Raw genomic sequence first — 24722 nt, forward strand, 5'->3', positions numbered from 1 at the left:
ACTGGAGGTTAAGAAAAAAGATGAAAAAATCTAAGTTTATGATAGCGCTTTTTGCGGCTGTCTTTTTTACGATTTCTGCTTTTGCGGCAAATCCCGACAAAGACATCGTAATTTTGTACACAAATGATGTTCACTGCGGTGCTGATGACAACATCGGCTATGCAGGACTTTCCCTCTACAAGCAGGAAATGAAAGAACTTACCCCTTACGTTACCCTTGTAGATGCCGGTGACGCTCTTCAGGGCGCTACAATCGGTTCATTTTCAAAAGGCGAATACATCGTTGACCTTATGAACGAAACAGGTTATGACCTTGCCATTCCTGGTAACCACGAATTTGATTACGGAATACCACAGTTGATGAAAATGTCAAAAAAACTTAAATGTGGTTACATTTCCTGCAACTTCTTAAACAAAAAAGGAAAGGCTATTTTCCCAGCTTATAAAATCTTCTCTTATGGAGATGCAAAAGTTGCCTTCGTTGGTGTTAGCACACCAGAAACATTAGTTGCCTCAAATCCGATAACTTTCCAGGATAAAAAAGGAAATACAATTTATGATTTTGGCGGTGATAATGACGGTAAGAAAATGGTTGAACTTACCCAGGCTGCAATTGACGAAGCCCGCAGCAAGGGCGCAGACTTTGTAATTCTCCTTGCCCATCTTGGGGAAAACACTACCGTTTCTGACTGGAATGCCATGAACCTTATTGCAAGAATTTCTGGCGCAGATGCCTTGATTGACGGCCACAGCCACGAAATTACTCCTCTTCTTATGGCAGACGATAAAGACGGAAAAGCAGTTCCAATCACACAGAGTGGAACAAAGCTTGCAAACATCGGTAAAGTAACAATTTCAACAGAAGGAAAAATTACTACAGAACTTGTTTCTCAGGTTCCGGCTAAAGACGGCGAAAGCAAAGATGCCAGAATCGCTGCAGAAATTGATACAATTAAGGCTGATATTCATGCAAGCCTAAATAAAACAATAGGCTACATTGATTATGAACTTCCTGCTCTTGATGCAAATAAAAAATGGCTTACCCGAAGCGGAGAGCTTCCACTTGGTGATTTTATTACAGATGCAGGAAAGACTATTTTCAAGGCAGATGTCGCTATAATTAACGGCGGCGGTATTCGCGGCGGAATTGACAAAGGGGATATAACTCTTTATGACATGCTCAGCGTACATCCTTTTGGAAACTATATCTGCCTTTATGAAATTTCAGGACAGGCTCTTCTTGACGAACTTGAATACGGTGCAAAAAAAGTTCCAGAAAACTTTGGTGGATTTTTACATGTTTCCGGCATTACCTATAAGATTAATACGGCAATTCCAAGTTCTGTAGAAGTTAATGAAAAAGCCTGCTTTACAGGAAAGGTAAACGGAGAATACCGTGTTCACGATGTTTATGTAAACGGAGAACCTCTGGACGTAAATAAAACCTACCGTCTTGCAGGCCCTGACTTTGTAATTGCAAACCACGGAGACGGACACCTCTTCAAAGGCGCAAAACTTGTAACTTCTGCTACTCCAATGGTTGACTGTGACCTGCTTACTGAATATGTAAAACTTACAGGTGGAAAAATTTCTGATGATTATCGCAAAAATCAGGAAAGAATTGTAATTAAATAACAAAAAAATAAACCCGAAGTACTTTTGCACTTCGGGTTTTCTGTCTTATCCTATTTCGGTAATTGAGTTTATAAGATGAAACTCGTTCTTAAAGCCCGTGGCGGCCAGCGCCTTTTCCGCCTCGTTTGAAAGAGACAAAAAGTATAATTTGTGACCGTATTCTTCTGCATCGTTAAAGGCAGCCATTAAAAAGCCAACCCCTGAAGGATCCAGTTCAACAAGCTCAGACATATCAAGAACAATATTCTTAAAAATTACAGCTTCATATAAAGTATTCTGAAATTCACCCATTGTATAAGCATTCAAAGCACCTTCAAGAATGTAAAGGTGATAGTTTGCACCGTCTTTTTCTGTAATAGCTAACTGATCCATTTACCCTTACCTCCATTAAAGTCCAATATCACTTAAAAGTGAATCAAGTTCATCAAGTTCTGATGTATCAAAACCTTCCGGCGGAGCATCATGCTGAACAACAATCTTAGGCTGATCCGGCTCTGCTGCAGGAGCATTATCTGTCCCAACATCAATCTGCTGGTCAGAAACATCTTCCGGTAATTTTGCTGTCTGCTTTTCTGCAACCTGAGCATCAAGTTTTTTCTGCTTTGCTTCAAACTGAGCTTCAGACATTTCGCGCGAATTATCAATCTGGAAGAAAGAAGGAGCTTCGTCAGACGATGCCTCAGCAACCACTTCAGCAGGAGCACTTTCTGCTGTAACAGCTTCTCCACTTCCCTCTGCAGCCTGACTTTCCCCAGCTTCTGCCACTTCTGAAGCAGCAGCCTCAGTCTGAGAAGCTACTTCAGCTTCCTGACTAGCCTTTTCTGCCTCAGCCTTAGCAGCTGCTTCTTCATCAACATATTTTGCTGCTGTTTCGTACTTCAAAATCAAAATGCTGACGTCATCTTCCATTTCCTTCTGCATGAACTTTGTAAGAGCATCAAAAGTAAACTGGGTCATTCGCTGAGCAGGATAAGTTGAGTTATCAATAAGCATGCGCTGAACACGCTCACGACCGAACTGCTCACCGCGAAGTGAGTGAGACTGCAAAAGACCGTCTGTACAGGCAAGAAGAATATCACCGCGGTTAAGCTTTGTAGATTTAACCGAAATATATGGAGAAATATCTTTTACGAATCCCAGAACGTGACCGGAACCCTGAATTTCAATAACGTTATTATAAACCTGAGTATAAGAGAAGAGAGCCGGAATACCACAGTTGATGTAGTACATTGTGTCAGTTTCAAAATCAACAATCATAAAGAGACCGGCAAAAATTGTACCCTTACGAAGACTGTTACGAACGAACTCATTGAGCTTAACAACCAGCTGCTTAAAGTTGTGGGTTTCTGCAAGGTAAGAACGGATGATGGACTTAAGGATGACCATGTTCATAGAAGCCGCAATACCCTTACCACTCAAGTCACCTACTACAAAGAGGTAACGCTTGTCTGTCAAACGGATTACATCAATAAACTCACCACCAATGTTGTGAGCAGGAACCATCAGGTAACCAAGGTCAAGTTTAGGGTTCTTTACGCTATCAATATTTTCCTGAATGGAAGTAATAATCTGAGAAGACATGCGGATTTCGCGGTTTACGACCGTCATGATATCCTTATTCGCAATGTTACGCATGTAGTAACCAAATACGAAGAAATATGAATAGAGGCGGCTGAAAATCAGAGAGTCGCGGGCAGTAAAGTGGTCACCACCCACCTTTTTACCAAGACAGATAAGACCAAAAATTGTATGACCTTCTGCAAGAATAATAAAGGCATCTGATTTTGTGTAGGCAAACAAATCATAAATATCTTTTTTCAAATCAGAAAGGAAGTGGTTATCTTCAACTTCCTCATAAGAAACAACCGTTTTGTTAATGTTCAAAAGGTTTTCAAGAACCGGTGTATTCGAAAGCTGAATTGTATTGCGGACATTTGCAGTAGTATAGGCAATACCAAGCGAGTTCATTGTGTCGGAAATATAAACGGTCATTGAAGTATTTTCTACGTTCTTTTTTATTCCGTTGAATACCTTTGCCGCAATAAGGTCCATTTCAGTTTCTGAATAGTCAATTCCGGCAAGGTCACTTTCCAGAGAGTTTTCGTAGTCAGAAGTATAAATATGTCCCAGAGAAGACATCTTGTTACTGATTCTGAAAGACATAAGGATTGCAAAAACAGAAACAAGAAGGAAAGGAATTAAGAATGTAAGTTCACCGTAAGAGCGGTGTGGACGGATGAAAATAAAGAGGACACCAACAACAGCGGCAGGCAAAATATATGTAAGAAGAATCTTAAAGAAACCGATTACAATACCGCGGGTAGAAGGAACGTTCTTTTTGTTGAGGGCACTTGAAAGTACGACAAAGAGCATAAGCGGCGGGAAGCCGAACAAAAGAGTAATCTTAAGATAGCGGGCAGCAAGGAACTGAATTGCAAGATATGCAGCCCACATAAGGATAAGACCTTCACCAATTACAGAACAGCGGTATTTATGAAGCTGGTTAGTTCCGTCCTCTTCAGCAACCAGAAGACCAAGATAGCAGAAAACCGGGAAAATAACCTTAGAAATTGCAAACTGAAGGTTCCACCAGGTTAAAGGGAAGAAATCAGAAGCCGGGCGAGAAAAAAGATAAGGTGAAGTAACACGAATACCATCTTCCAGACGAACAACAATGTCTGTAAGCTTGAAAAAGCTTATATATGCAATAAAAACATAAAAAAAGTAACGGACGATTTTTGCATAGGCAGGCTCTTTACGTTTTGTAAGGGCAAGCAGACTTGAGCTAAGCATGATAATACTGATGTTATCAAGAGTATAAAGAAGACGCATGAGCTGGTCTGTAAACTTTGCAAGCCAGAAATCCTTAAGGATAAGAATAATGGTAAAGAGAATTGCTTCTACAGTACAAAGCAAAAGGGAAACAGAAATACCCGATGCATCATAAGATTCATCACGGATACGTTTATCAACAATATTTGCAATAAAGAAAAGCTGAATACACAAGAAAACATTAAGTAGAATATAAACCATACTAATAACCTACCTTAGCAATCATCATTGTAACGTCATCGTGAAGTTTTTTATCACCGTTATATTTCATAATCAAATCTACGATATCATCAACCATCTTCTGAGGCTCTTTTGCGGCACCCATCTGAAGAGTCTTCTTATAGATATCTGTATCACCAAGTTCTACGCCGTTTTCATCCATAACTTCCGAAACACCGTCGGTAGCCATAAGAATTACATCACCGCGGAAGAGGCGTTTTTCCGCAACGCTGACATCACCCATATCAAGAATTCCGACAAGCGAAGCATTTGAAGTAAGAGGCTTGATTCGGTAACCGTTAGGAGATGGAGAAAGAATAATAGGGTCAGACATAGAAGCGTTGATATAGCGGATTGTCATGCGGTCTGTATCAACAATTCCCAGGAACAATACAGTATATTTATCCTGAAGATGCATTCCCTTAATAGCCTTATCAACCGAATGAATTACGCTGACAAGGTCGTTTTTATCCTCAATAATCTGAACTGTGTTCATTACCAGACCCATGATAAGGGCAGCAGGAAGACCTTTTCCGGAAACGTCTCCCAGCATCAGAAGAGTTCGGCTCTTATCAATAGGAAGAATTGAATAATAGTCACCTGAAACGTTTACAAGAGGGCGGTAATAAGTAGCAATCTTTAATTTTGGAATGCTCGGAATACGCTGAGGCAGGAAGGACTGCTGGGTAATTGCCAGCTGTTCCCATTCCTTTGTTGTATCAGAAATTTCTGACAGAGTACCAATTGTGCGGGTTCGGGAAATAAAACGCTTATATTCCTCGTAAAGGCGGTCATAAACATCTGTATCGAAAAGACGGGTATATTTACAGAATACAAAAACGTGATTTTTCTGATAGCAGAGGAAGAAACCGCGGGCATGAGAGCTTTTTGAAATAACACCAATGTTTTTATCAAAGAAATAAAAACCATCTTCCCAGGTAGCAGGATAGTTCAAGTCAATTGTTCTATGAACAGATTCTGAAGTTGAAATACGGCTAGGGCTGTTGTAAAGAACGTAATTTTTTTCTCGGTCAATTACGATTACAGAACAGTCGCCTTTTTTTTCAAGAACGTCAGAAACAGTATTTACAAAGTCATCGCGGGAATAACTGAAACGAAGGCGGTCAATAAACTCGTTTAAGAGTCTGGTTTCTCCGCTTTCAATTGTGTGCTTCTGGGCAAAATTTAAAAGATACTTAAGAGCCTTATTTGCACAGAAAATTACCGCAAGAAAAAGAATGGCAGTAATAATAAAAATATAGATATTTGCATTATTAGAAAGTGTAAGCGGCGTTAACAGAACTGAAAGAATGATAAAAATAAGAGCCGAAAGTGAATAAACGGCCGATAATATGATTTTTTTACTGGTTCGATACATAAATGCCCTCTAGCATAGTTTAAACTATTTTATCACATTATCGGCGTTTTTGGAGAAAAATTTAATGTTATAAACGCTGGAAAAATCAATCCATCTTCACATTTTTGCTTTGCAAAAATGTGTTAGTGCGGTTAACTTCATCTGGAAGTTGGTGACTTTCCTTTTTAACCGCACGCATTATTCTAAGGAGGAAAGTTTCATCAGCTGAGGTTCTTTTGGAGGATTTTCAAGCGCAAGATACTGAGCAAGCAAATCCTTCTGTTTTGCAGAAAGCTTTGTTGGAATCTGCACCATAATCTTTACGTACAAGTCTCCCTTACGGCCTGTAGAACCTGCCGGTACACCTTCGCCCTTAATGCGCAAGAGTTTTCCATTTGCAGTGCCGTCCGGAACCTTAATCGTAATCTTCTTACCGTCAAGGCCTGTAATTGTAATTTCGCAGCCGAGTGCGGCCTGAACCATTGTTACAGGAACAGCGCAGTACAAATCCTGACCGTCGCGTTCAAAGAGTGGATGCTGTTCTACGTGCAATACAACTACTAAGTCGCCTGCAGGGCCGCCGTTTTCGCCAACGTCACCCATTCCGCGGATTACAATGCGCTTTCCGTTATCAACTCCGGCAGGAATCTTAAGAGACATTTCCTTGCTCTTTTCCTGAATACCTGTTCCGCGGCATTTTGGACAAGGCTTATCGATTGTTGTACCCTTTCCGCGGCAGGTAGGACATGGCTGCTGAATTGTAAAGAAGCCGTTACCCTGGCGAACCTGACCCATACCGCCACAGGTAGGACAAGTTTTTCTGCTTGAACCGGCTGCACCGCCAGTTCCATGACAAGCATCGCAGGCTTCGTTGTGCTTAAAGTGAATTGTAGCGCTTGTTCCGTAAACAGCGTCTTTAAATAGAATGTTCAGATCGTAGCGAAGGCTTGAACCGGCAGCAGGTCCCTGTGAACGTGATGAACGTCCACCGCCAAAACCACCTCCAAAGATACTGTCAAAAATATCTCCAAAGCCGCCGCCAGCTCCGCCGAACAAGTCGCTGAAATCGTGGAAGGCGTGAGAATATCCGCCACCACCGCCCTGACCCATTCCGTCAAGGCCGGCAAAACCGTACTGATCATAGATTGGACGCTTCTTTTCATCAGAAAGAACTTCGTAAGCTTCTGTTGCCTCGCGGAATTTTTCTTCCGCAGCCTTATCGCCCGGATTTCTGTCCGGATGATATTTTACGGCCAGCTTGCGGTATGCCTTTTTGATGTCATCCTGAGTTGCGGATTTTTCTACGCCTAATACTTCATAATAATCACGTTTTGCCATTTTTATTTCCTAAGTGCCTTATTAATTATCCTTAACCTCGTATTCCACGTCATCAGCGTTGCCTTTGTTGAAGCCACTTGACGATGAAGAAGCACCAGCGTCGCCTGCATTTGCATCAGCTCCTGCATCAGGACCTGGCTGAGCTCCGGCTGCACCTGCGGCACCGGCAGCGCCCTGCTGTTTGTAAAGTTCTTCGGCAATCTTGTAAGAAGCCTGTTTCAAAGCTTCAGTCTTAGCCTTGATATCTTCTACATTGTCGCTCTGCAAAGCCTGGCGGAGAGCTGCGATTGCGTCATCAATCTTCTGTTTTTCAGCTCCGTCAACCTTGTCTCCAAGATCTTTTACAGATTTTTCTGTAGCGTAAATCAAGCTGTCTGCTTCGTTTTTAGCATCAACGCTTTCGCGGCGAGCCTTATCTGCAGCTGCATTTGCTTCTGCATCTTTTACCATCTTGTTGATTTCGTCTTCGCTCAAACCTGAAGAAGAAGTAATCTGGATGTGCTGTTCTTTTCCTGTTCCCAAATCCTTAGCAGATACGTGAACAATACCGTTAGCATCAATATCGAATGTAACTTCAATCTGTGGAACACCACGTGGAGCTGCTGGAATACCTACCAGGTCAAAGCGTCCGAGTGTACGGTTCTGGTCAGCCATTTCGCGTTCACCCTGGAGTACGTGGATAGATACTGCAGTCTGTCCGTCAGCAGCTGTAGAGAATACCTGGCTCTTCTTTGTAGGAATTGTAGTGTTACGTGGAATAAGTTTTGTCATAACTCCACCCATTGTTTCAATACCAAGAGAAAGAGGAGTTACATCAAGAAGAAGAACGTCTTTTACGTCTCCACCAAGTACACCACCCTGAATAGCTGCACCAACTGCAACAGCTTCATCTGGGTTTACACCTTTAGAACCTTCTTTTCCGAAAATTGATTTTACAATTTCCTGAACTTTAGGCATACGAGAAGAACCACCTACAAGCAAAACCTCATCAATTTTGTCTGCTGTAATACCTGCATCAGCCATAGCTTTGCGGCAAGGTTCCTTAGTTCTTTCGAACAAGTCTTCTGTCATCTGTTCAAACTGAGCGCGGCTCAAAGACTTCTGCAAGTGTTTTGGACCTGTTGCATCAGCAGTGATGAACGGAAGGTTGATATCTGTAGTTGTCTGGTTAGACAAGCTGATTTTTGCATTTTCAGCAGCTTCGCGGAGACGCTGCATAGCCATAGGATCTTTAGAAAGGTCAATTCCTGTATCCTTCTTGAATTCATCAACAAGCCAGTTGATGATAGCGCGGTCCCAGTCATCACCACCAAGGTGTGTATCACCGTTAGTAGATTTTACTTCAAATACACCGTCACCAAGTTCAAGAATAGAAATATCGAATGTACCACCACCAAGGTCGTAAACGGCGATTGTCTTTTCTTTGTCAGAATCCTGTTTGAAACCGAAAGCCAAAGAAGCAGCAGTAGGTTCGTTGATGATACGTTTTACATCAAGACCAGCGATTTTACCTGCATCCTTTGTAGCCTGACGCTGAGCATCGTTGAAGTAAGCAGGAACTGTAATAACAGCTTCTGTAACTTCTGTTCCAAGGTAGTCTTCTGCAGTTTTCTTCATCTTCTGCAAAATGAAAGCAGAAATTTCCTGAGGTGAATATCTTTTCTTAGCTCCGTTTTCATCAACTTCAACACGGCAGTCTGCACCGTTATCAACAACTGTGTAAGGGAGTTTTGTAGCTTCGCCCTGAAGTTCAGCAAAGCGGTGACCAATAAGACGTTTTACAGAATAAACAGTGTTCTTTGGGTTTGTAACCATCTGGTTCTTTGCAGGAAGACCTACAATGCGTTCACCCTTAGAAGTAAAACCTACGATAGATGGAGTTGTACGTCCACCTTCTGAGTTCTGAATTACAACTGGTTCACCGTTTTCCATTACGGCAACACAAGAGTTTGTTGTTCCTAAATCGATTCCGATAATCTTTCCCATTTTTATTACCTCTTAATTATATACTTTAATATGCTCAGGGTGGGGAAAGCCTTCCCCTCGCTTCAAACGTCGCAGCAAAGCTGCTTAAGTTTTACGCTACCCCTTCTAGCGGGAGCCCCCGCAACGCCCCGTTATGCCTTTGGTACCTTAACCATTACCTTAGCATGGCGGATAATTTTTTCCTTTAATTTATATCCCTTCAGATAAACCTGCATCAAAGTTTCCTTCTTTGCCTTTTCATCTTCAGTTCTGCCAATAGCCTCGTGCTCGTCAGGATTGAACTCATCGCCTTCCTTACCAAAGCTTACAAGACCATATTTATCTTCAAGCATCTTAACAAGACCCTTGTTAATCATCTTAATGCCGTCTACAACAGATTTAACATCTTTTGCAGTTGCACCAGCTTCAAGAGTGCGGTCAAAGTTATCAAGAGAATCCAGCAGGTCGCCAAGAAGATTAGCGTTTGCATAGTCAAATGTTTCCTGCTTTTCTTTCATCATGCGCTTGCGGTAGTTATCAAAGTCGGCCGCACGGCGCAAAAGCTGGTCTTTAAGGTCAGCATTTTCTTTTTCAAGCTGCGCAATTTTTTCTTCAGGAGTAAGTTCCTTTTCTTCTTTCTGAGCAGCGTCAGCAGAAGCATTTTCAGCTTCGCCTTCAGCAGTTTTTGCCTCAGTATTTTCTGTCTGAGCTTCTGCTTCTTTTTTCTGTTCAGTTTCTTCGTTCTGGTTTTCTTCAGCCATTTCTAAACGTCCTGTATCTGTTTTATCACTTGTTAAATTACTAATTTAATAAGTTAAACGTCAATAAAATTCGTAAAAAAAATTGCAAAAAATAAGGCTTATTGAATTTAATGTTTTCTTACTATATTATTAGCTAATTATAATAAAATAAAGAATTACAAAAACTATGAAAAAAGAGAGTAAAAAAAAGAATTTCCCTATTGGCGTAAAGCTCGCCATTATCATTGGTTTTATTGTACTTGTTTCCCTTTCCAGCGTTACCTTCCTTAACAGTTACTTTGTTTCTCAGGATGTACGCATTACTGCAGAAGAAAATAACCTTACAATCAACACACGTTCAGCCTCAACCGTTCAGAACGAGATTTCTTCAGTACGCTCAAACGTACTTCAGCTGCTGGATTTGATTAACGTTGCAAGCAGCGGAAAAACTTCGGCACTGGCAAAACAGGCAGAGGCCTTCTTTTTTGAACGTAACCAGGATATTGCAGAAATCATTCTGCTTACAAAAAGCTCTGGCCGTAACAGCTTAATTACTCATACAAGAATTAAGAACACCCGTTTTTATACTTCTAACGAAATTGACCTTACAACTTCGGACAGCTTTATTACACAGAACAACAAGAACATCCTTCGTTCCTGCGTGGGAGAAACAATTGCAATAAACGCATCTCCATTTTTCAATCACGAAATGATGGGACTTCTTCTTCCCTACCGCGAAAACGGACTTGAACAGAGCTGCATCATCCTTTTCAGTCTGGAAAACATTTCCGACATTCTGGGAACCGGCTCTACAAACTCAACCTTTATGATTAACGACAGCGATGATCTTCTTTATCATTCTGAATCTGAACGTATTCTTACAGGCCAGAGCATGAAAACTCACGCGCTTGTAACTCAGATGCGAGAAAACAATCAGAACAACGAGGAAAGCCGTCAGATTATTTTTGAAAGCACAAACGAAGAAGGCAAAAAAGAAAAATTTATCGGAGCCTATCAGAAAATAGCAATCGCAGATATCTGCGTTCTGACAACCGTTCCACTGGACACAATTCTTGAAGGCGTACGTACTACCCGCAAAAACAACCTCTATCTTATGGGAATTGTTTTCTTTATTTCGGTTGTATTCATTCTGACTTTCAGCCGCTTTGCAATCTCACGACCTCTCCGCCGTCTTACAGCCTCTGCAGAAGAAATCCAGAAGGGTAACTTTAATACTCCCCTTATCGGCATGCTAAATACAAAACGCGCAGATGAAATTGGTGTTTTGAACCAGAGTACAAAAGATGAACAGGAGTTCCTTAATATTTTTGCCCGCTTTACAAACCAGGGAGTTGCAAAGGCAATTGCCAGAAAGGAAATAGATTTTAATCCTCACCTTAAGGACGTAAGCATCTTCTTCAGCGATATCCGAGGCTTTACAGCAATTTCAGACGGATTTAAAAACCGCTTTGGAGAAGACAGCCCTCGCCAGATTATCGGATTTTTGAACGACTACATGGGCCGCATGGTAAACTGCGTTACAATTTCCGGCGGTGTTATTGATAAGTTTGAAGGCGATGCCATCATGGCAGTTTGGGGAATTCTCCGCGATGATGATTTAAGCTACGAACAGCTGCCAGATTCCGACAGTAAAAAGGCAGAACTCTGCGCAAAGCACGAAAAGCACGTAAAGGAAGATGCAGTAAACGCAATCCGCGGAACAATCGCTATGCGCTATGCCCTTATGGAATACAACAAGGCAGCAGAAGCCTTTACAAAAGAACACGAAAACGAAGAAAAAGCTCCTTACAAGCCTCACATCAGAATTGGCTGCGGTATCAATACTGGTCGTGCAACCTGCGGTATGATGGGAAGTGAAGCTAACAATGGAAAAATGGAATATACCGCCATTGGAGACAGCGTAAACTTTGCAAGCCGAACTGAAAGTTCAAACAAGCCTTGTGGAACAGACATTCTTATTACCCAGGACACCTACGACCTTCTTAAAAAAGAATATATCCGCTGCGAAGAAAACAATTTCCAGCTTCCATCAGAAACAGAAAAATACGAAATCGTTGTAGAAATGATTCCTGTAGAATTTGAAGTAAAAGGAAAAGGCGCCCAGCATTTTTACGGCGTTGTAAACATGCCGCGCTTTGACATAGAAGCATTTTTTAAATCAGCAGATGAAAGTTTTTCCCTTGATTCAGACTGCGCCCGCTGCGTAGGTCCGACAGGTCCAAAAACCTTGAACGAAGTCCGCAATCTGCTTGGCATCCCTATTCCAGAATTTGAAACGGTTAACTTAAATGAAGAAGAAAACAAAATTCAAGTTAAAAAATGATTTAGCCGTACCATTCTGGATTTCGGTATCTGTCTGCCTTTTATGTGCATTTGTAAACGCTGAACTTTTTTATAAAAGTTTTTTCCGCGCTCTTTCAAAAATGAACGAAGAGCCGATTGCAACCATTACCTTTAAGTACAAGACGGCACAGAGAAAGTTCCTTGAACGTGTAGTATGGGACCGCCTGCGACAGAACTCTCCGGTTTATAACGGCGATACAATTCATACAGCAGATCTTTCCGAAGCAACCATCTGGTTTGACGACGGAACCGTTCTTGATTTGTCAGAAAATACAATGGCTCAGGTATTCCGCCACACAGACGGAAGTCTTGCGGCAGATATGGAAAGCGGTACTGCAACCGTAGATTCCTCTGAAAGCACAGGACTTACCCTTACAGCGGCTAACGTAAGCGTAAACGTAGAAGCGGGAACTAAGATTTCTGCCAGCAAGGAAGAAAAAGCAAGCGACGTAAACCTTACCGTTCAGAAGGGTTCTGCCCAGCTGTCGGACGGAAAGGAACTTCAGGCCGGAAGCAGCCTTGCGGTTTCAGAAAGCGGCGAAACAAAGGCAAAACTCAGCGTAACAAGCCCAATTCCAAACCAGAAAATTCTTTACCACTCGGAAGAAGAATGCCCTGTTGATTTTGAATGGAATTTTGGAGATCAGGATAATGAAGAAAAACTGGAGCTTGTAATTTCTACAGACAAGGACTTTAGACATAAGGTTCAGACTCTTACTCTTGAAAATCTGAAACGTGCTACAGTAAATCTTCCAAAGGGTAACTTTTACTGGAAGCTTGCCAGTGTAGATAATCCCCCGGCGGCGTCAGCCGAATCATCATCAGGAAAAATTCAGATTATTCAGGCGCTTAAACCACAGCTTCTGACCCCGGCAGCAGAATATTCATATCAGTATAGAACAAAGACTCCATCTATCCGCTTTATCTGGACAGAATCTGATACAGCAACCGCCTACAACTTTGCAATTGCAAATAACCCTCAGATGGAAAATCCGCTTATTGAACAGCGCTCTTCAAGCTCTTCAATTATTATTTCAACACTTCCGGAAGGCCATTATTACTGGCAGGTTACTCCTTACTACGTTGTAAACCGCACAGGACTTGCAAATCCTTCTGCAGTAAGCCGCTTCCATATTAACCAGCAGGGACAGCTTACCGCACCGGAGCTTCTGGCACCGGCAGACCGCGACTACATCAACAAAAAACGCAGCAAGATTTCTCTTTCATGGCAGATGGAAGCAGAAGCCAGCTCTTATAAGATTATTGTTTCTGCAAACGAAGACCTGCGCTCTCCACTTATTGAACGCCAGACAAGCGAAAACTATATCACTTTGAACCGGGGCGAGGTTGGAAAACTTAAAGACGGCTATTACTACTGGGCAGTAAGCCAGATAGACAGCGAAGGAAACGAATCTGCCCGCTCTGAGCCACGTTCTTTCTATGCAGTTAATGGCGACATTGAACAGAGAACCCTCTTCCCTCCGGAAGGCTACAAAATCTGGGCACCGCTTTTGACAGATACCCGCTTTACCTGGAAAACAAACATAGACTTCAGCCAGAGCATTCAGATTTCAAGCGACCAGGATTTTAACAGAATAGTTTACGAGGCAAATACTCCAAACACCACCTTCAACGGCATAAAACTGGACGAGGGCACTTACTGGTGGCGAATTAAGGCAGATAACGGAACCTTTAGCCACACATCTTCTGCAAAAAAAACTTGAAGTTGTGGGCGAAATTGAAGCACCAGTCCCTGTCGAACCTACAGTGCAGAAGCGCGCCATTGTCCGCCCGGCTCAGGATTACACCTTTAAGTGGGAAGAAGTTGAAGGCGCAGATTACTACCGCCTGAGACTTTTCAAGGCTGGAAGCGACGAAGCCCTGGCAGACGAAAACTTTATTTCTGAGCCGGAATTTTCTATGAGCATGGAAAATCTTGAAGAAGGCTATTACCGCTGGGATGTCCGCGCCTACACAAACGAAACGGAACTTGCTTCCCGCCGAAGCGGTAAACTTGCAGAAGCTGAATTCCGCTTAAGGAAAATCCGTCCGGTAACTCTCCTTTACCCTAAAAACGGAGCAGAGATTGACGGTTGGGACGCAATTGAAAAACCTCCTGTACTCAGATGGGCCTCAAGCGAAGCCTTTAAGTCTGCAGAGTTGACTCTTAAAAAGGTCAGCGGAATTGAAGCGGGCGAAAAGCTTTATATTCAGAAAAGCACTTCACAGAAAATGCAGCCGCTTTCTTCCGGAACCTACGAATGGACAGTAAATGCCCTTACTCAGGATGAACTGGATATTTCTGCGGCAAGCCCTTATTACTTTACTGTAAAAGAAATTCCGCCATATGATGCACCGGCTTCTGCCCACACAGTAGACGGCGCCTACTTTGATGCAAAATACCTGCGCGAAAAGCCTTACATCGACTTTGAATGGAATAAAGTAAAACGCGCACAGGCCTATATAATAGAAGTTTTTGATCAAAAAAGTAAAAGGCTGCACAGAGGAATTGTCCCTGACGGAGAAAGTCAGACCTATCACTTTGACCAGCTGGCTTTGCTTTCAAAAGGAAAGTTCAAATGGTCTGTAAAGGCTGTAAGTCTTAACCCGGATACAAACGAAATTCTTCACGACGGTCTTACTTCAAACGGCGAATTTGAAATTGACTTTACTTTAAATACTAGCGGCGGTAAACGCAAGAAGACAGGAGAATACTATGGACAGTAGAAAACTCCTCTTTCCTCTTGCGATTATAACAGCCCTTAGCGCAAATCCTCTTTACGCAAAAAAGAAAAAGCCTAAGGTTATTGAACTTCCTGCCCAGCTTACAGAAAATGCCCAGGACGCAACAGCAGAGGCTAACCAGATTCGTCAGCCTTTCAGCTGGGAAAGCGCGGGAGACGTTCTGAAATATGCCATTAAAATAGAGCAGTTCAACATGCTTTCTAACCGCTGGGAAACTTATTTTGAGCACGAAACAAATGAGGAAGAAACTGAAGCCTGCCTTATTTATATTGAACCTACCCTTCCACCGGGAAAATACCGTTCAACAATTCAGGTTTATAACATTCTTGGAATCCTGGAAAACCAGATGACTTCTAGGGATGAATTCCTTGTTCGTCAGGCATACAAACCGGAAGTTCGCGGCGTTACCTACCCTCTTTATATGCGCTCTACAATTTATCTTGATGATATGGATAATAACGGCGTAATTGAAGTTGAAGGCCGTAACCTCTTTAACTTGCCGGAAAAACGCCATCCCATTCCGGATATCATGGCAACAGATTATGCGCTTGAAAATAAAAAGCGCAGCATTGCCCCGGAAAGCATAATTCAGCATGATGACAGAAACCGAAAGGTTACCCTGCAGTTTGACATGAAAAAGCTGGACGTTGGTAAGTATCATCTTATTGCCAAAGACGCCAGCGGACTTCACTCAGAAGAACATTCTTCCAGCGAATTCAGCATTAAGTTCAAAAAATGGATGGACTTTGATATTGAAGCAGGCTATGTTTTCCCGATTGAACTTCACGACGGAACCTTCAGCGAATTCTTTGGAACAAAGTTTTACCCTTTAAGCGGCCAGGCAAGAATGAGCATTTTACCTTTTAAGCATAACTGGGGTTATATGGGAATAGGACTTCGCGGCTCTTATTCAAGACTGATTAATGAGCAGGAAGGCTACACAATAGACGGAAACCTGGGAACTGCACATCTTTTGTTCATCTACCAGCTGCCGGTTGGAAAACGCCGCCGCTTCTTCTTTGAAGTTCACGGGGGAGCCGGCTTTACCTACTTCAACAACATTGTTTACCACTTCCCTCATAACATCGATTCAGACGCCCTGAACACCCTCAGCCTTTCTTTTGATGCCGGCGGGGCAATTCAGTTCTATCCTGTAAAAGCGGTTAAGCGCCTTTATTTTGAGCTTGCCTGCGATTACGTATACACACAAAACAAAGATATTACTTTGGGAATGCTAATGCCGTCTGCCGGAATAGGCTGGCAGTTCTAGGAGAAGAGAGATATATATGAAGATAGTAAAACCTTTATCATTATTAACAGCCCTCCTCTTTAGCTCATGCAACTTTGAAACTCTTTTTGAACCAAGCTTTAACGAGCCGGTAAAGGAATTTTTCGAAACCTACACAAACACCGCAGCCATTGAAGAACATCAGCTTTCTGTAGAATCTTACAGAGACTCTTCAAGCCGCCTCTGCATCAGTTCAGATGAAGAATGTACCGTCGAGCTTTATTTACGAAACCCTCAGATGTACACTCTGACTCCTTCACTTGCTTTTTCTTCATTAGAAGACGAAGGAATTGATATAAGCGAAGTAACAATTTCCCAGACAGATAAATCAACTATTACACTTGTTCTTCCTCAGAGTTTTCTTGCGGACTGTGATGAAGGCAAAAATATTTCTCCTACAATCAGTCTTCTTGAACCAATGAGCGGCCGAACTTTTGCCGACTATTCCTTCAGCCTTTACAGTAATACAAAACCGCCGCTTTTAAACAACGCAACAATCCTCAACAACAATAACGAAACCTTTGTAATTGCCTTTGATATGCCTTCTCAGGCTGAACTTGCCCTGCGCCACAAGGATTTAAGCCAGATTATTGTAAACGGAAATGCTTTCCCGCTGGAAATCAGCCAGGACGGAAGCTTTACTTTTACGGACGAAGCATTTTCTACTACAGAAAAAAAATATACAGAAATCGGCAGCAAGAGTTTTTCTTATTCAGACCGCTCGGTTTATTTTTCTACAAGCGATCCTTTTACTAATGGTACTAAAGAATATTCTATTATACTGAGTGATGCCGCAGGCCTTACAACAGAAACAATAGCAAGTACAGAAATTTCAAAGCTTAATACTCCTTCTGTTACAAATCCTGCAGGAAAAGCTGTTGAATCAAGCTACAACAGCGAAACAAAGGAATACATGCCAAGAACACTTCCAAAGCTGAGCGGAAAAGAATATTCAGAAGTTACTATTACAGCCCCAGACCAGGATAATAAAGGAAACAAAGTTGCAGCTGAAGGTCTTGAAGTTCATTATGCCCTTTATAAAGGAACTCCAAAGGTTGCAAGACTTGAAAAGAGCGGAACCTTCAGCGGAGAAGAAAAAGTTCAGCTTACAGTTGGCAGCTGGTACCTTGAAACTTACGCAACAAAAACAAATTACGAAAAATCATCTGTTACAAAGCGCTATATCCGCGTAGTTGATTCTTATATCTTTGTTGGAGGAGAAGGCGCAAGTGATAACGATGATGAATCTGACGGAACTGACGCAACTCCATACGCAAGCATCGGAAAGGCTATTTCTGATATCAACAAGCGAAATGATGACAGCGTAGAATATACACTGGTAATCGGCGGAGAGATTACAGGCGAGACAAACACAGCTACAATTGCTGCGGCAGGCCTTGTAATTACAGGTGCTACTTCTGTCACAAGCGATAAGATTAATGACCTTAGCCTTACAAGTGAAATTCCAGTTAAGTTTACAGAAATTACAGTCGGTCACCTTACAGCTGGCAGCGCAAATAACTTCACGCTTACAGAAAATGCTGTGGTAGAAACAGCCACAGTTCAGAGCGGCGCTACTATTTATATAGAAGGAAATGCAAAAATTTCTGAAGCAATACTGGAAGAAAGCGGAACTCTAACGATTACAGGCGATTTGACAAATGACAAAGCCGTAACTCTTACACCGGCCAGCTACACAAACGGTGCAAAAGTTCTTGCAGACAGCGATTACCTAGCAGACAACTACGCAAAGATTGCTGTTACAAAAGAACCGAATAATGATGATACTGAATGGAGTATAAAAGCCGACGGAACCTTGATTGAAACTGCAAAACGCAACATTTCTATAAGCGTAATCACACAGGAAAGTGATATTAAGGTATCAAAGACTGTAAGCGGCTCTATACTTACATTCACGCTGGAAGAAGGTCAGATTACAGGCTGCACGCTGGACGGAAACAGCCTGATCCCAGCAGGCGACAGCCTTGTTTCTATTGATACAAGCAGCTGGCTTAAAGGTATTTACGACCTTTATATTGAAGCCGCAAAAGATGGTGAAACTTATTCTTACCATGCACAAATCGAAATTAAATAAATAGGAAATGGAGGAAATAGAATGAAGAAATTATCAAAACTTACAGCAATTCTTTCTCTTTGTTTTGCAGCATCCCTAGTTTCCTGCTCAAATCTTATAGACGGCGAAGGTTCTTCTTCTGCTTCAAAAACAGCTTCCAAAAAAGCCTGGATTACAGTAGATGTAGAAAATAAAGACTCTTCTTCAAGAACACTTCTTCCTGCCATAGAAATTACAAAGCTTGTTCTAAAAGGAAGCCTTTCGGGTCAGGAAGAAGAAAGGCTTGCAAGTGCAGACACCCTCGCCCTTATGAACGCAAAAAATATAGAAATTACTACCGGCGAGTGGACTTTTACCCTTACAGCAGATGTAAGTGGAGCCAGCTACAGCGGAAGCACAACAAAAACAATTCAGGAAAACAGCGAAAATCCGCTTACTTTTACCCTGGAATCTGCAGATACAAATGGAGAACTTGATTTTACCATCAATTATACTGGAAGAGCGGGCCTTGAATACGAAGCCTCTGTTTTAATTGATAATTTGCCTCTGGCTTCTTTCAGCCAGGAAGCCGGCAGCTTAAATATAAAAAATGCATATAATGAAGGCACCCATATAATTGAAATTCAATTCCGGGCAAAAAATGTTGATTCATACGGCTCAAATTCTGAATTTCTAAATACTTACAAAAGCATTTTCCGCATAAAAAGAGGAGTTACAACAAAGGCTGTCGTTGATAATTTTAATCTGAATGACGTTTATTCAATTGATTACGAAGGTTATGATTTTGCTGACGACAGCATTGCGGCCGGCGGAAAAATGATTTTAAAATTCAGCCGAAAATACACAGAAAGTGCAGGTTCAGAGGGCTATATTACCCTGCCCCGCCTTTCAAACACCAATATGACCTTTTCCGGCTGGTACACCAGCGAAAGCCTTGCAGACGGCACTTTAGTTCCTCTTTATGACACCTCGGGAGCTCTTGCAGCAGATGCTAATCCGACAGACCCTCTGTATACTCAAAAAATTAAGGTTAGTGAAAATCTTTCTGACCAGACACTCTATGCAAAATGGCTTATTAACGCAGGGGGAACAATCAATAAGGCAACAGACTACCTATTGACTTTTGATTTAAAAAAGCAGGATGGTTCTGCTGCCGGCAAAATTAAGCCCAACCAGACCGCAAACTTTGTCATAAGGCCTGCAATCAAAAAAAACGACAGCAGTATTTCTCTGACAGATGAAAATGAAATAGAACTGTCAGCAAGTCTATGGAATGATTCAGTGTCTGTAATTTCCAGCATTGACCTTACAGCCGATACATCAGAAGGAACATTAAAATATAGTCTGACAATACCTGCCCTGGCCTTTCAGGATATTTACATTCTGAAAATTACTGCAAATTACAAGGGGCTTCTTCACGATGCAGTCTATACAATAAAATGTATGGTCGATCCAATGGAATCAATTCCATAACAACAAGTATAAAAGATAATTCGGGGAATGGCGCAGCATATTCAGCTACATCAATTGGTTATGGATACAATATGGTAATACTGACGTAACTGCAAATAAAGAAAGTTATTTCAACATTACCGAAAACGGAAGGGCAAGAGTTATTACGCCGAAGAATTAGAAATAATGCTGTCCTCCGTGTGCTCCGTGCCCTCTGTGAGGAATTTATTCCTACAGCGGTAACGTTTCTACGAGTGAGGCTATGAAGTGGTGCGAAGCAGCGACCACAGCGAATGAAATGAGCGAGGACGCCGAGGGTTACCGAGCCACGGAACAGCCGGCTGAACAAGCAAAGCTTGGGCAGCACGCCCTGGACTTTGAGTGACCATAAATTGATATAAAAAAATACTTTTGGAGTAAGTATGACTAAAAAGGATTTTACAATTAGAAAACGCTTAAACAGAGGGAAGCTGATTGCCGGCATGACGGCTTGTTTTTTTGCGCTTACTTCCCTGCTCTCCTGTGCAAATGGAATTGATGATACAGGTTCAGACGCTTCTTATTCCGGATCAGAAACGGTTCTGCTTACCGGTAATCTTGATATATACGGGGCTGTGCCGGAAGCTTTTACAAAAACTGACTCAAAGGAAATAACAGGCCGCTCAGCCCTTCCTTCAAATATGGAGGGTACTGAATACTGCATAAAGGCGGTTTATACAAATCAGGAAGGCATTTCAGAAGAAATTAAAGGTAGTGTCGACCAGACTGAAAAAACATATACAATAGGACTGACAATTAACAGAACTTATACTGTAACTGCAAGCCTCAAAAAGACTCTGACCGATGGCCAGCAGATAACCGTTATGGAAGATATATGGGAAGACGTAAAACCAGCCCGTGCTAACCCGGCTCTTACCCATGACTTTATTTTAAAACCTGTAAAAGAAGGAAAAGGCAGCATTAAACTTGACATGACGCTTCCTTCGGGGACAAGCCTTGTGCTGGGCGGAGATGAGATAAGCCCGGCTCCAGAAGTAAGTGTAACCGGAACAAGCGCCACAATTACTGGAAGTGACATTCCTGCCGGAACATATAATATTACAATAAATTTTTACAAGACTTCTGGTACAAATAAGTTTCTTTTGTACTCAATTCCTCAGATAATCAATGTTTTTGCAGGAATGGAGACTAACACCTGGCAGGACGATGGAAGTTCAAACTCCCCGATTTCAGGCGGCAAATTTGTACTTACAGATGAAATTATAAAAAACTATCAGCGTACGATTTTTTATGTCAGCGAAAAAGATTTTACAGGAAAAGATATTCCAGCCGGACAGACAAGAACTGGAAGCCCTTATGCACCCTTTGCTTCACTTTCTGATGCATTAAATACAATTACGAATAATAACAAAGCTGAAGATTACAGAATCTTTATCGGCGGAAGTGTAAAAGGCTGTACTACAATTTCTTCATCAACAAAAGCAAAGTCAATTACAATAGAAGGTTTTACCGGAAACAGTGAGGATATTCTTGACGGAAATGGAGAAGGTAGAGTTCTGCAAGTTTCTACTGAAGTTCCCCTTACCATAAAGAATCTTAAGATTACAGGTGGAAAAGCTGAAGGCAGTGGAGAGCCTGGTAAGGGCGGCGGTATTTTTGTTGCATATAAAGCAAATGTAATTCTTGACAGCGGAGCTCTTGTAGGTGATGAGACAGAAACACTTGCTTCTTCTGAGTCTTATGGAAACAGGGCTGAAGTTTCCGGCGGCGGTATTTATGTTGATGCCGGAACTCTTATCCTGAAAAAAGGTTCTAAAGTTTGCAGAAACTATGCCGGTTCTAATGATTCTGATACAGATTCAGGTGGCGGTGGAATTGCCAGTATGTATGGCAAAATCACAATAGAAGAGGGAGCTTATGTTTCCTATAACAAAACCTGCGGACGCGGCGGCGGAATCTGGTTGATTGGCGGAAATTCTGCCTCTATTCTTACAATGAACGGCGGCGAAATCAGTCATAACGAAACTGAATACTGGGGCGGTGGTCTTCTTGTTGGCTCAGTTGCTGGTTATCAAGGGGAAAGCTGTCCTGTAAAATTTTATTTTAAGGGCGGTGAGATTTGCAATAATAAATCAACCAGCGAAGATTATAACTGGGGTGTAGGTGGTGGTGGAGTTACTGTTGACCACAGCTACATGGAAATGAGCGGTTCTGCAAAAATTCATGATAATGAATCTAAAAACGCAGGTGGCGGTCTTCGTATTGGTTCCAATAGTGTTTTCCTCATGAGCGGCGGTGAAATTTATGATAATACCTGCTCCAGAGAAAAGGATTCGGATGGAATAACTCCTATCAGTGGCGGTGGACTGGATATAGAACCAAATTCAAAGGTTGTTATCAGTGGTTCTGCAAAAATTCCTTACGGTTTCAAAGGTGATAAAGGCTATCGAAAAAATGATATCTGGCTCAGATATGCTGATGATGGAGCAACTCCTTCTTATTCTTATATAACAGTTGGTGGAGCATTATCATCAACTTTCGAAATGGGCATTGGAGTCAAAGGTAAGCACGGCCTTTTACTTGCTCAGGCCGACGGCACAAATGTAACTGACCTTACGCCATATAAGGATTACTTTAACCTTATAAAAGATGACTGGTTATTAAATCTTTCCGATAATAAGAAAAAACTTGTTCTTGATGCTCCAATTTATGTTGCGGGAAACAATCATCAAGTCTGCACCGCTGACGGCTCTGCTGACGGCACCGGTGAAAAATCAGCTCCTTTTGATACAATTGAACATGCATGCTCTGTAATGAATGATTCAACAGTTATGTACACAATTTTAGTTGACGGTGAACTTTCTGGCGAGCAGATAATTCCTGCTGGAGTAAATGCTGCATATATTACCTTGAAGGGAGCGAGCGGAAATACAAGTGATATAATCAATGCAAATGCAGAAGATCATCTTGCTTCGGCTCTTACAATTGCACTTTCATCAACACAGGCTGCAGATATCCAGAACCTTACAATTAAAGGCGGTTATGCTGAAAATGGCGGCGGTATTAATATTGGACAGAATGCAGTTGTATTCCTTGGAGATGACCTTAAAGTAACCGGTAACACGGCTTCTGGTCATGGTGGCGGAGTTTATGCTCCAAACGGAGTAAATGTGAGCGGAAACGTCGAAATTACAGGAAATACAGATTCTGCTAATAAAGATTCTAACCTTTATCTGCCGCATGAAAAGAAAGTAAATATTACAGGCGCACTTACAAATGGTAGCAAAAAGGCACAAATCGGAATTTCAACAGCAGATGAGCCAAGCCTTACAAGCACTGTAGCCTTTACTTTGGATTACGAAAAATATAATTCAGGCGTAGCCCCAGGCACTTACTTTACCGGCGATAAGTGGAATGTAGCATGGGGAAGCGGTACATCAGCAGGCCAAGCCGTTCTTGCAGCCAGCGGCGGAAATATCACAATCGAACCGATTTATGAAGATATTACAATCAGCGCGGATAAGACAAAATTTGCAAAAGATACAGCCTCTAAAGTTATTACCTTTACCGCAAAAGGTGTAAATTCAGAAGGCCAGCAGGTAACCCTCCCAATCGGAACTGGCGAAGGCAAAGTTTCTCTTACATATTCAGTATCTTACCACGGCGACCCGGTTCCGGAAGAATCTGGAAGCACAAGCTATTATACGACCGATACAAATACTCTCACTCTGGGTGATGCCCTGCCTCTTGGAGCATATACAGTAAGCCTGACAGCCATTTATAACGGCAAAACTTACAGTGCAGGTTTTGAGGTAAAGATTGTAGAAATGATTTCTTACACTACTTCAGAAGCTATAACTCTAATTGCAGGTATGAGCGGGGAAAATACAATAAAAATTGTAGACTCAAATATTGATGGTTTGGTAAACGCAATCAAAACTAGATATTCCAAAGACAACACATTCAAAGTGAATCTTGATTTATCAGACCTTTCTGTAACAAGTGTATCACTGGCCACAAGACATGGAATTAAATCAATTATTCTTCCTACTTCTCTTACAAGTTTTTCCCGGGAAGATGTTGCTCATGATGCAGGAGAGGATATTGAAGCATTCATTATAAGCGAAGAAAACAGTAAATACCGTACGGTTGATGGTGTTATTTATACCAAAGATATGACTCAACTTATTCTTTATCCAAAAAACAAACCGGATGATGAATTTACTATACCGGACTCCGTAACTTCATTAGGAAGCAATGCATTTAATATGGCTAATTTCTCCAAATTAAATGGGCTTTCTCATATACAACATGTTTCATCTCAGCCGTTTTATAATGCAAAAAATCTTAAAGAGGCTGACTTCTCAGGTCTTCAAGATACAACATTTCCATCTTATTGCTTCGAATATGTCAAAACTCTGGAAAAAGTAATACTTTCAGATAAGATTACAAAAATTGGCATTAATAGCTTCAGCACATGTGACAATCTTAAAGAAGTGCATTTTTTAAGTGTAGAACCACCTGTGCTTAGTAGAGGAAATAATATAGCAGAATTTGCTGGTTGTAGCAGTAAACTCAAATTCTATGTTCCTGCTGGCAGTAAATCAAATTATACAAGTTCTTCAAACTTTACAAACTCGCAATATAATAGATTTGCCGGCAGTGGGCTTGCAGACAGAATTATTGAAGAATAAAAATCTTATTGCATTAGACG

14 protein-coding genes are annotated in these 24722 nt (G+C 41.7%); 8 read left to right on the top strand and 6 right to left on the bottom strand.

What is annotated here, in order from left to right:
* Positions 1-20 precede the first annotated feature (20 nt).
* On the top strand, positions 21-1634 hold the full coding sequence (locus tag MSI_RS01565; RefSeq protein WP_039923932.1) for a bifunctional UDP-sugar hydrolase/5'-nucleotidase: 1614 nt from the start codon (positions 21-23) through the stop codon (positions 1632-1634).
* 45 nt (positions 1635-1679) lie between these two features.
* On the opposite strand, the gene MSI_RS01570 is transcribed toward MSI_RS01565, so the two are convergent.
* The 6 genes from MSI_RS01570 to MSI_RS01595 form a co-directional block, all read right to left on the bottom strand.
* The gene (locus tag MSI_RS01570; protein WP_009102965.1) at positions 1680-2006 is read right to left on the bottom strand and encodes an STAS domain-containing protein; all 327 of its coding nucleotides are present in this window, start codon (positions 2004-2006) and stop codon (positions 1680-1682) included.
* A 15-nt stretch (positions 2007-2021) separates the two neighbouring features.
* Complete coding sequence (locus MSI_RS13735) at positions 2022-4667, bottom strand: PP2C family protein-serine/threonine phosphatase (RefSeq protein ID WP_009102967.1); 2646 nt, start codon at positions 4665-4667, stop codon at positions 2022-2024.
* A gap of 1 nt (position 4668) precedes the next feature.
* Positions 4669-6063, bottom strand: a complete 1395-nt coding sequence (locus MSI_RS01580) for a PP2C family protein-serine/threonine phosphatase (RefSeq protein ID WP_009102969.1) — start codon at positions 6061-6063, stop codon at positions 4669-4671.
* A gap of 177 nt (positions 6064-6240) precedes the next feature.
* A complete protein-coding gene (gene dnaJ, locus MSI_RS01585) occupies positions 6241-7380 on the bottom strand; it encodes a molecular chaperone DnaJ (RefSeq protein ID WP_009102971.1) in 1140 nt (379 codons plus the stop codon).
* 21 nt (positions 7381-7401) lie between these two features.
* Complete coding sequence (dnaK, locus tag MSI_RS01590; protein ID WP_009102973.1) at positions 7402-9366, bottom strand: molecular chaperone DnaK; 1965 nt, start codon at positions 9364-9366, stop codon at positions 7402-7404.
* Between the two features lie 131 nt (positions 9367-9497).
* Positions 9498-10106, bottom strand: a complete 609-nt coding sequence (locus MSI_RS01595; protein ID WP_009102975.1) for a nucleotide exchange factor GrpE — start codon at positions 10104-10106, stop codon at positions 9498-9500.
* Positions 10107-10272: 166 nt separating this feature from the next.
* Here MSI_RS01595 and MSI_RS01600 point away from each other — a divergent pair, with 166 nt between their 5' ends.
* From MSI_RS01600 to MSI_RS01630, 7 genes are all read left to right on the top strand, one after another.
* Positions 10273-12429, top strand: coding sequence for an adenylate/guanylate cyclase domain-containing protein (locus tag MSI_RS01600; protein ID WP_009102976.1), 2157 nt, complete (start codon positions 10273-10275; stop codon positions 12427-12429).
* A complete protein-coding gene (locus MSI_RS01605) occupies positions 12395-14173 on the top strand; it encodes a FecR domain-containing protein (protein WP_009102979.1) in 1779 nt (592 codons plus the stop codon). The genes MSI_RS01600 and MSI_RS01605 overlap by 35 nt, the downstream gene beginning before the upstream one ends.
* A 4-nt stretch (positions 14174-14177) precedes the next feature.
* Entirely contained in the window at positions 14178-15176 is a 999-nt protein-coding gene (locus MSI_RS14630) for a hypothetical protein (protein WP_009102981.1), read from the top strand.
* Entirely contained in the window at positions 15166-16464 is a 1299-nt protein-coding gene (locus MSI_RS01615) for a hypothetical protein (protein WP_009102983.1), read from the top strand. Before MSI_RS14630 ends, MSI_RS01615 begins: the two co-directional genes overlap by 11 nt.
* Before the next feature lie 16 nt (positions 16465-16480).
* Positions 16481-18577: a hypothetical protein gene (locus tag MSI_RS01620; protein WP_009102985.1), complete on the top strand. Its 2097-nt coding sequence runs from the start codon at positions 16481-16483 to the stop codon at positions 18575-18577.
* Between the two features lie 21 nt (positions 18578-18598).
* Complete coding sequence (locus tag MSI_RS01625; RefSeq protein ID WP_009102987.1) at positions 18599-20029, top strand: hypothetical protein; 1431 nt, start codon at positions 18599-18601, stop codon at positions 20027-20029.
* Between the two features lie 401 nt (positions 20030-20430).
* On the top strand, positions 20431-24702 hold the full coding sequence (locus MSI_RS01630) for a leucine-rich repeat domain-containing protein (protein WP_009102989.1): 4272 nt from the start codon (positions 20431-20433) through the stop codon (positions 24700-24702).
* The last annotated feature ends 20 nt before the right edge of the window (positions 24703-24722 follow it).

The organism is Treponema sp. JC4 (assembly GCF_000260795.1).
Classification (GTDB): Bacteria; Spirochaetota; Spirochaetia; order Treponematales; family Treponemataceae; genus Treponema_D.

Bases quoted from the DNA above. Each gene is read 5' to 3' on its own strand.
- MSI_RS01565 (WP_039923932.1), top strand. From the start codon at position 21: ATGAAAAAATCTAAGTTTATGATAGCGCTTTTTGCGGCTGTCTTTTTT.
- MSI_RS01570 (WP_009102965.1), bottom strand. From the start codon at position 2,006: ATGGATCAGTTAGCTATTACAGAAAAAGACGGTGCAAACTATCACCTT.
- MSI_RS13735 (WP_009102967.1), bottom strand. From the start codon at position 4,667: ATGGTTTATATTCTACTTAATGTTTTCTTGTGTATTCAGCTTTTCTTT.
- MSI_RS01580 (WP_009102969.1), bottom strand. From the start codon at position 6,063: ATGTATCGAACCAGTAAAAAAATCATATTATCGGCCGTTTATTCACTT.
- dnaJ (WP_009102971.1), bottom strand. From the start codon at position 7,380: ATGGCAAAACGTGATTATTATGAAGTATTAGGCGTAGAAAAATCCGCA.
- dnaK (WP_009102973.1), bottom strand. From the start codon at position 9,366: ATGGGAAAGATTATCGGAATCGATTTAGGAACAACAAACTCTTGTGTT.
- MSI_RS01595 (WP_009102975.1), bottom strand. From the start codon at position 10,106: ATGGCTGAAGAAAACCAGAACGAAGAAACTGAACAGAAAAAAGAAGCA.
- MSI_RS01600 (WP_009102976.1), top strand. From the start codon at position 10,273: ATGAAAAAAGAGAGTAAAAAAAAGAATTTCCCTATTGGCGTAAAGCTC.
- MSI_RS01605 (WP_009102979.1), top strand. From the start codon at position 12,395: ATGAAGAAGAAAACAAAATTCAAGTTAAAAAATGATTTAGCCGTACCA.
- MSI_RS01615 (WP_009102983.1), top strand. From the start codon at position 15,166: ATGGACAGTAGAAAACTCCTCTTTCCTCTTGCGATTATAACAGCCCTT.
- MSI_RS01620 (WP_009102985.1), top strand. From the start codon at position 16,481: ATGAAGATAGTAAAACCTTTATCATTATTAACAGCCCTCCTCTTTAGC.
- MSI_RS01625 (WP_009102987.1), top strand. From the start codon at position 18,599: ATGAAGAAATTATCAAAACTTACAGCAATTCTTTCTCTTTGTTTTGCA.
- MSI_RS01630 (WP_009102989.1), top strand. From the start codon at position 20,431: ATGACTAAAAAGGATTTTACAATTAGAAAACGCTTAAACAGAGGGAAG.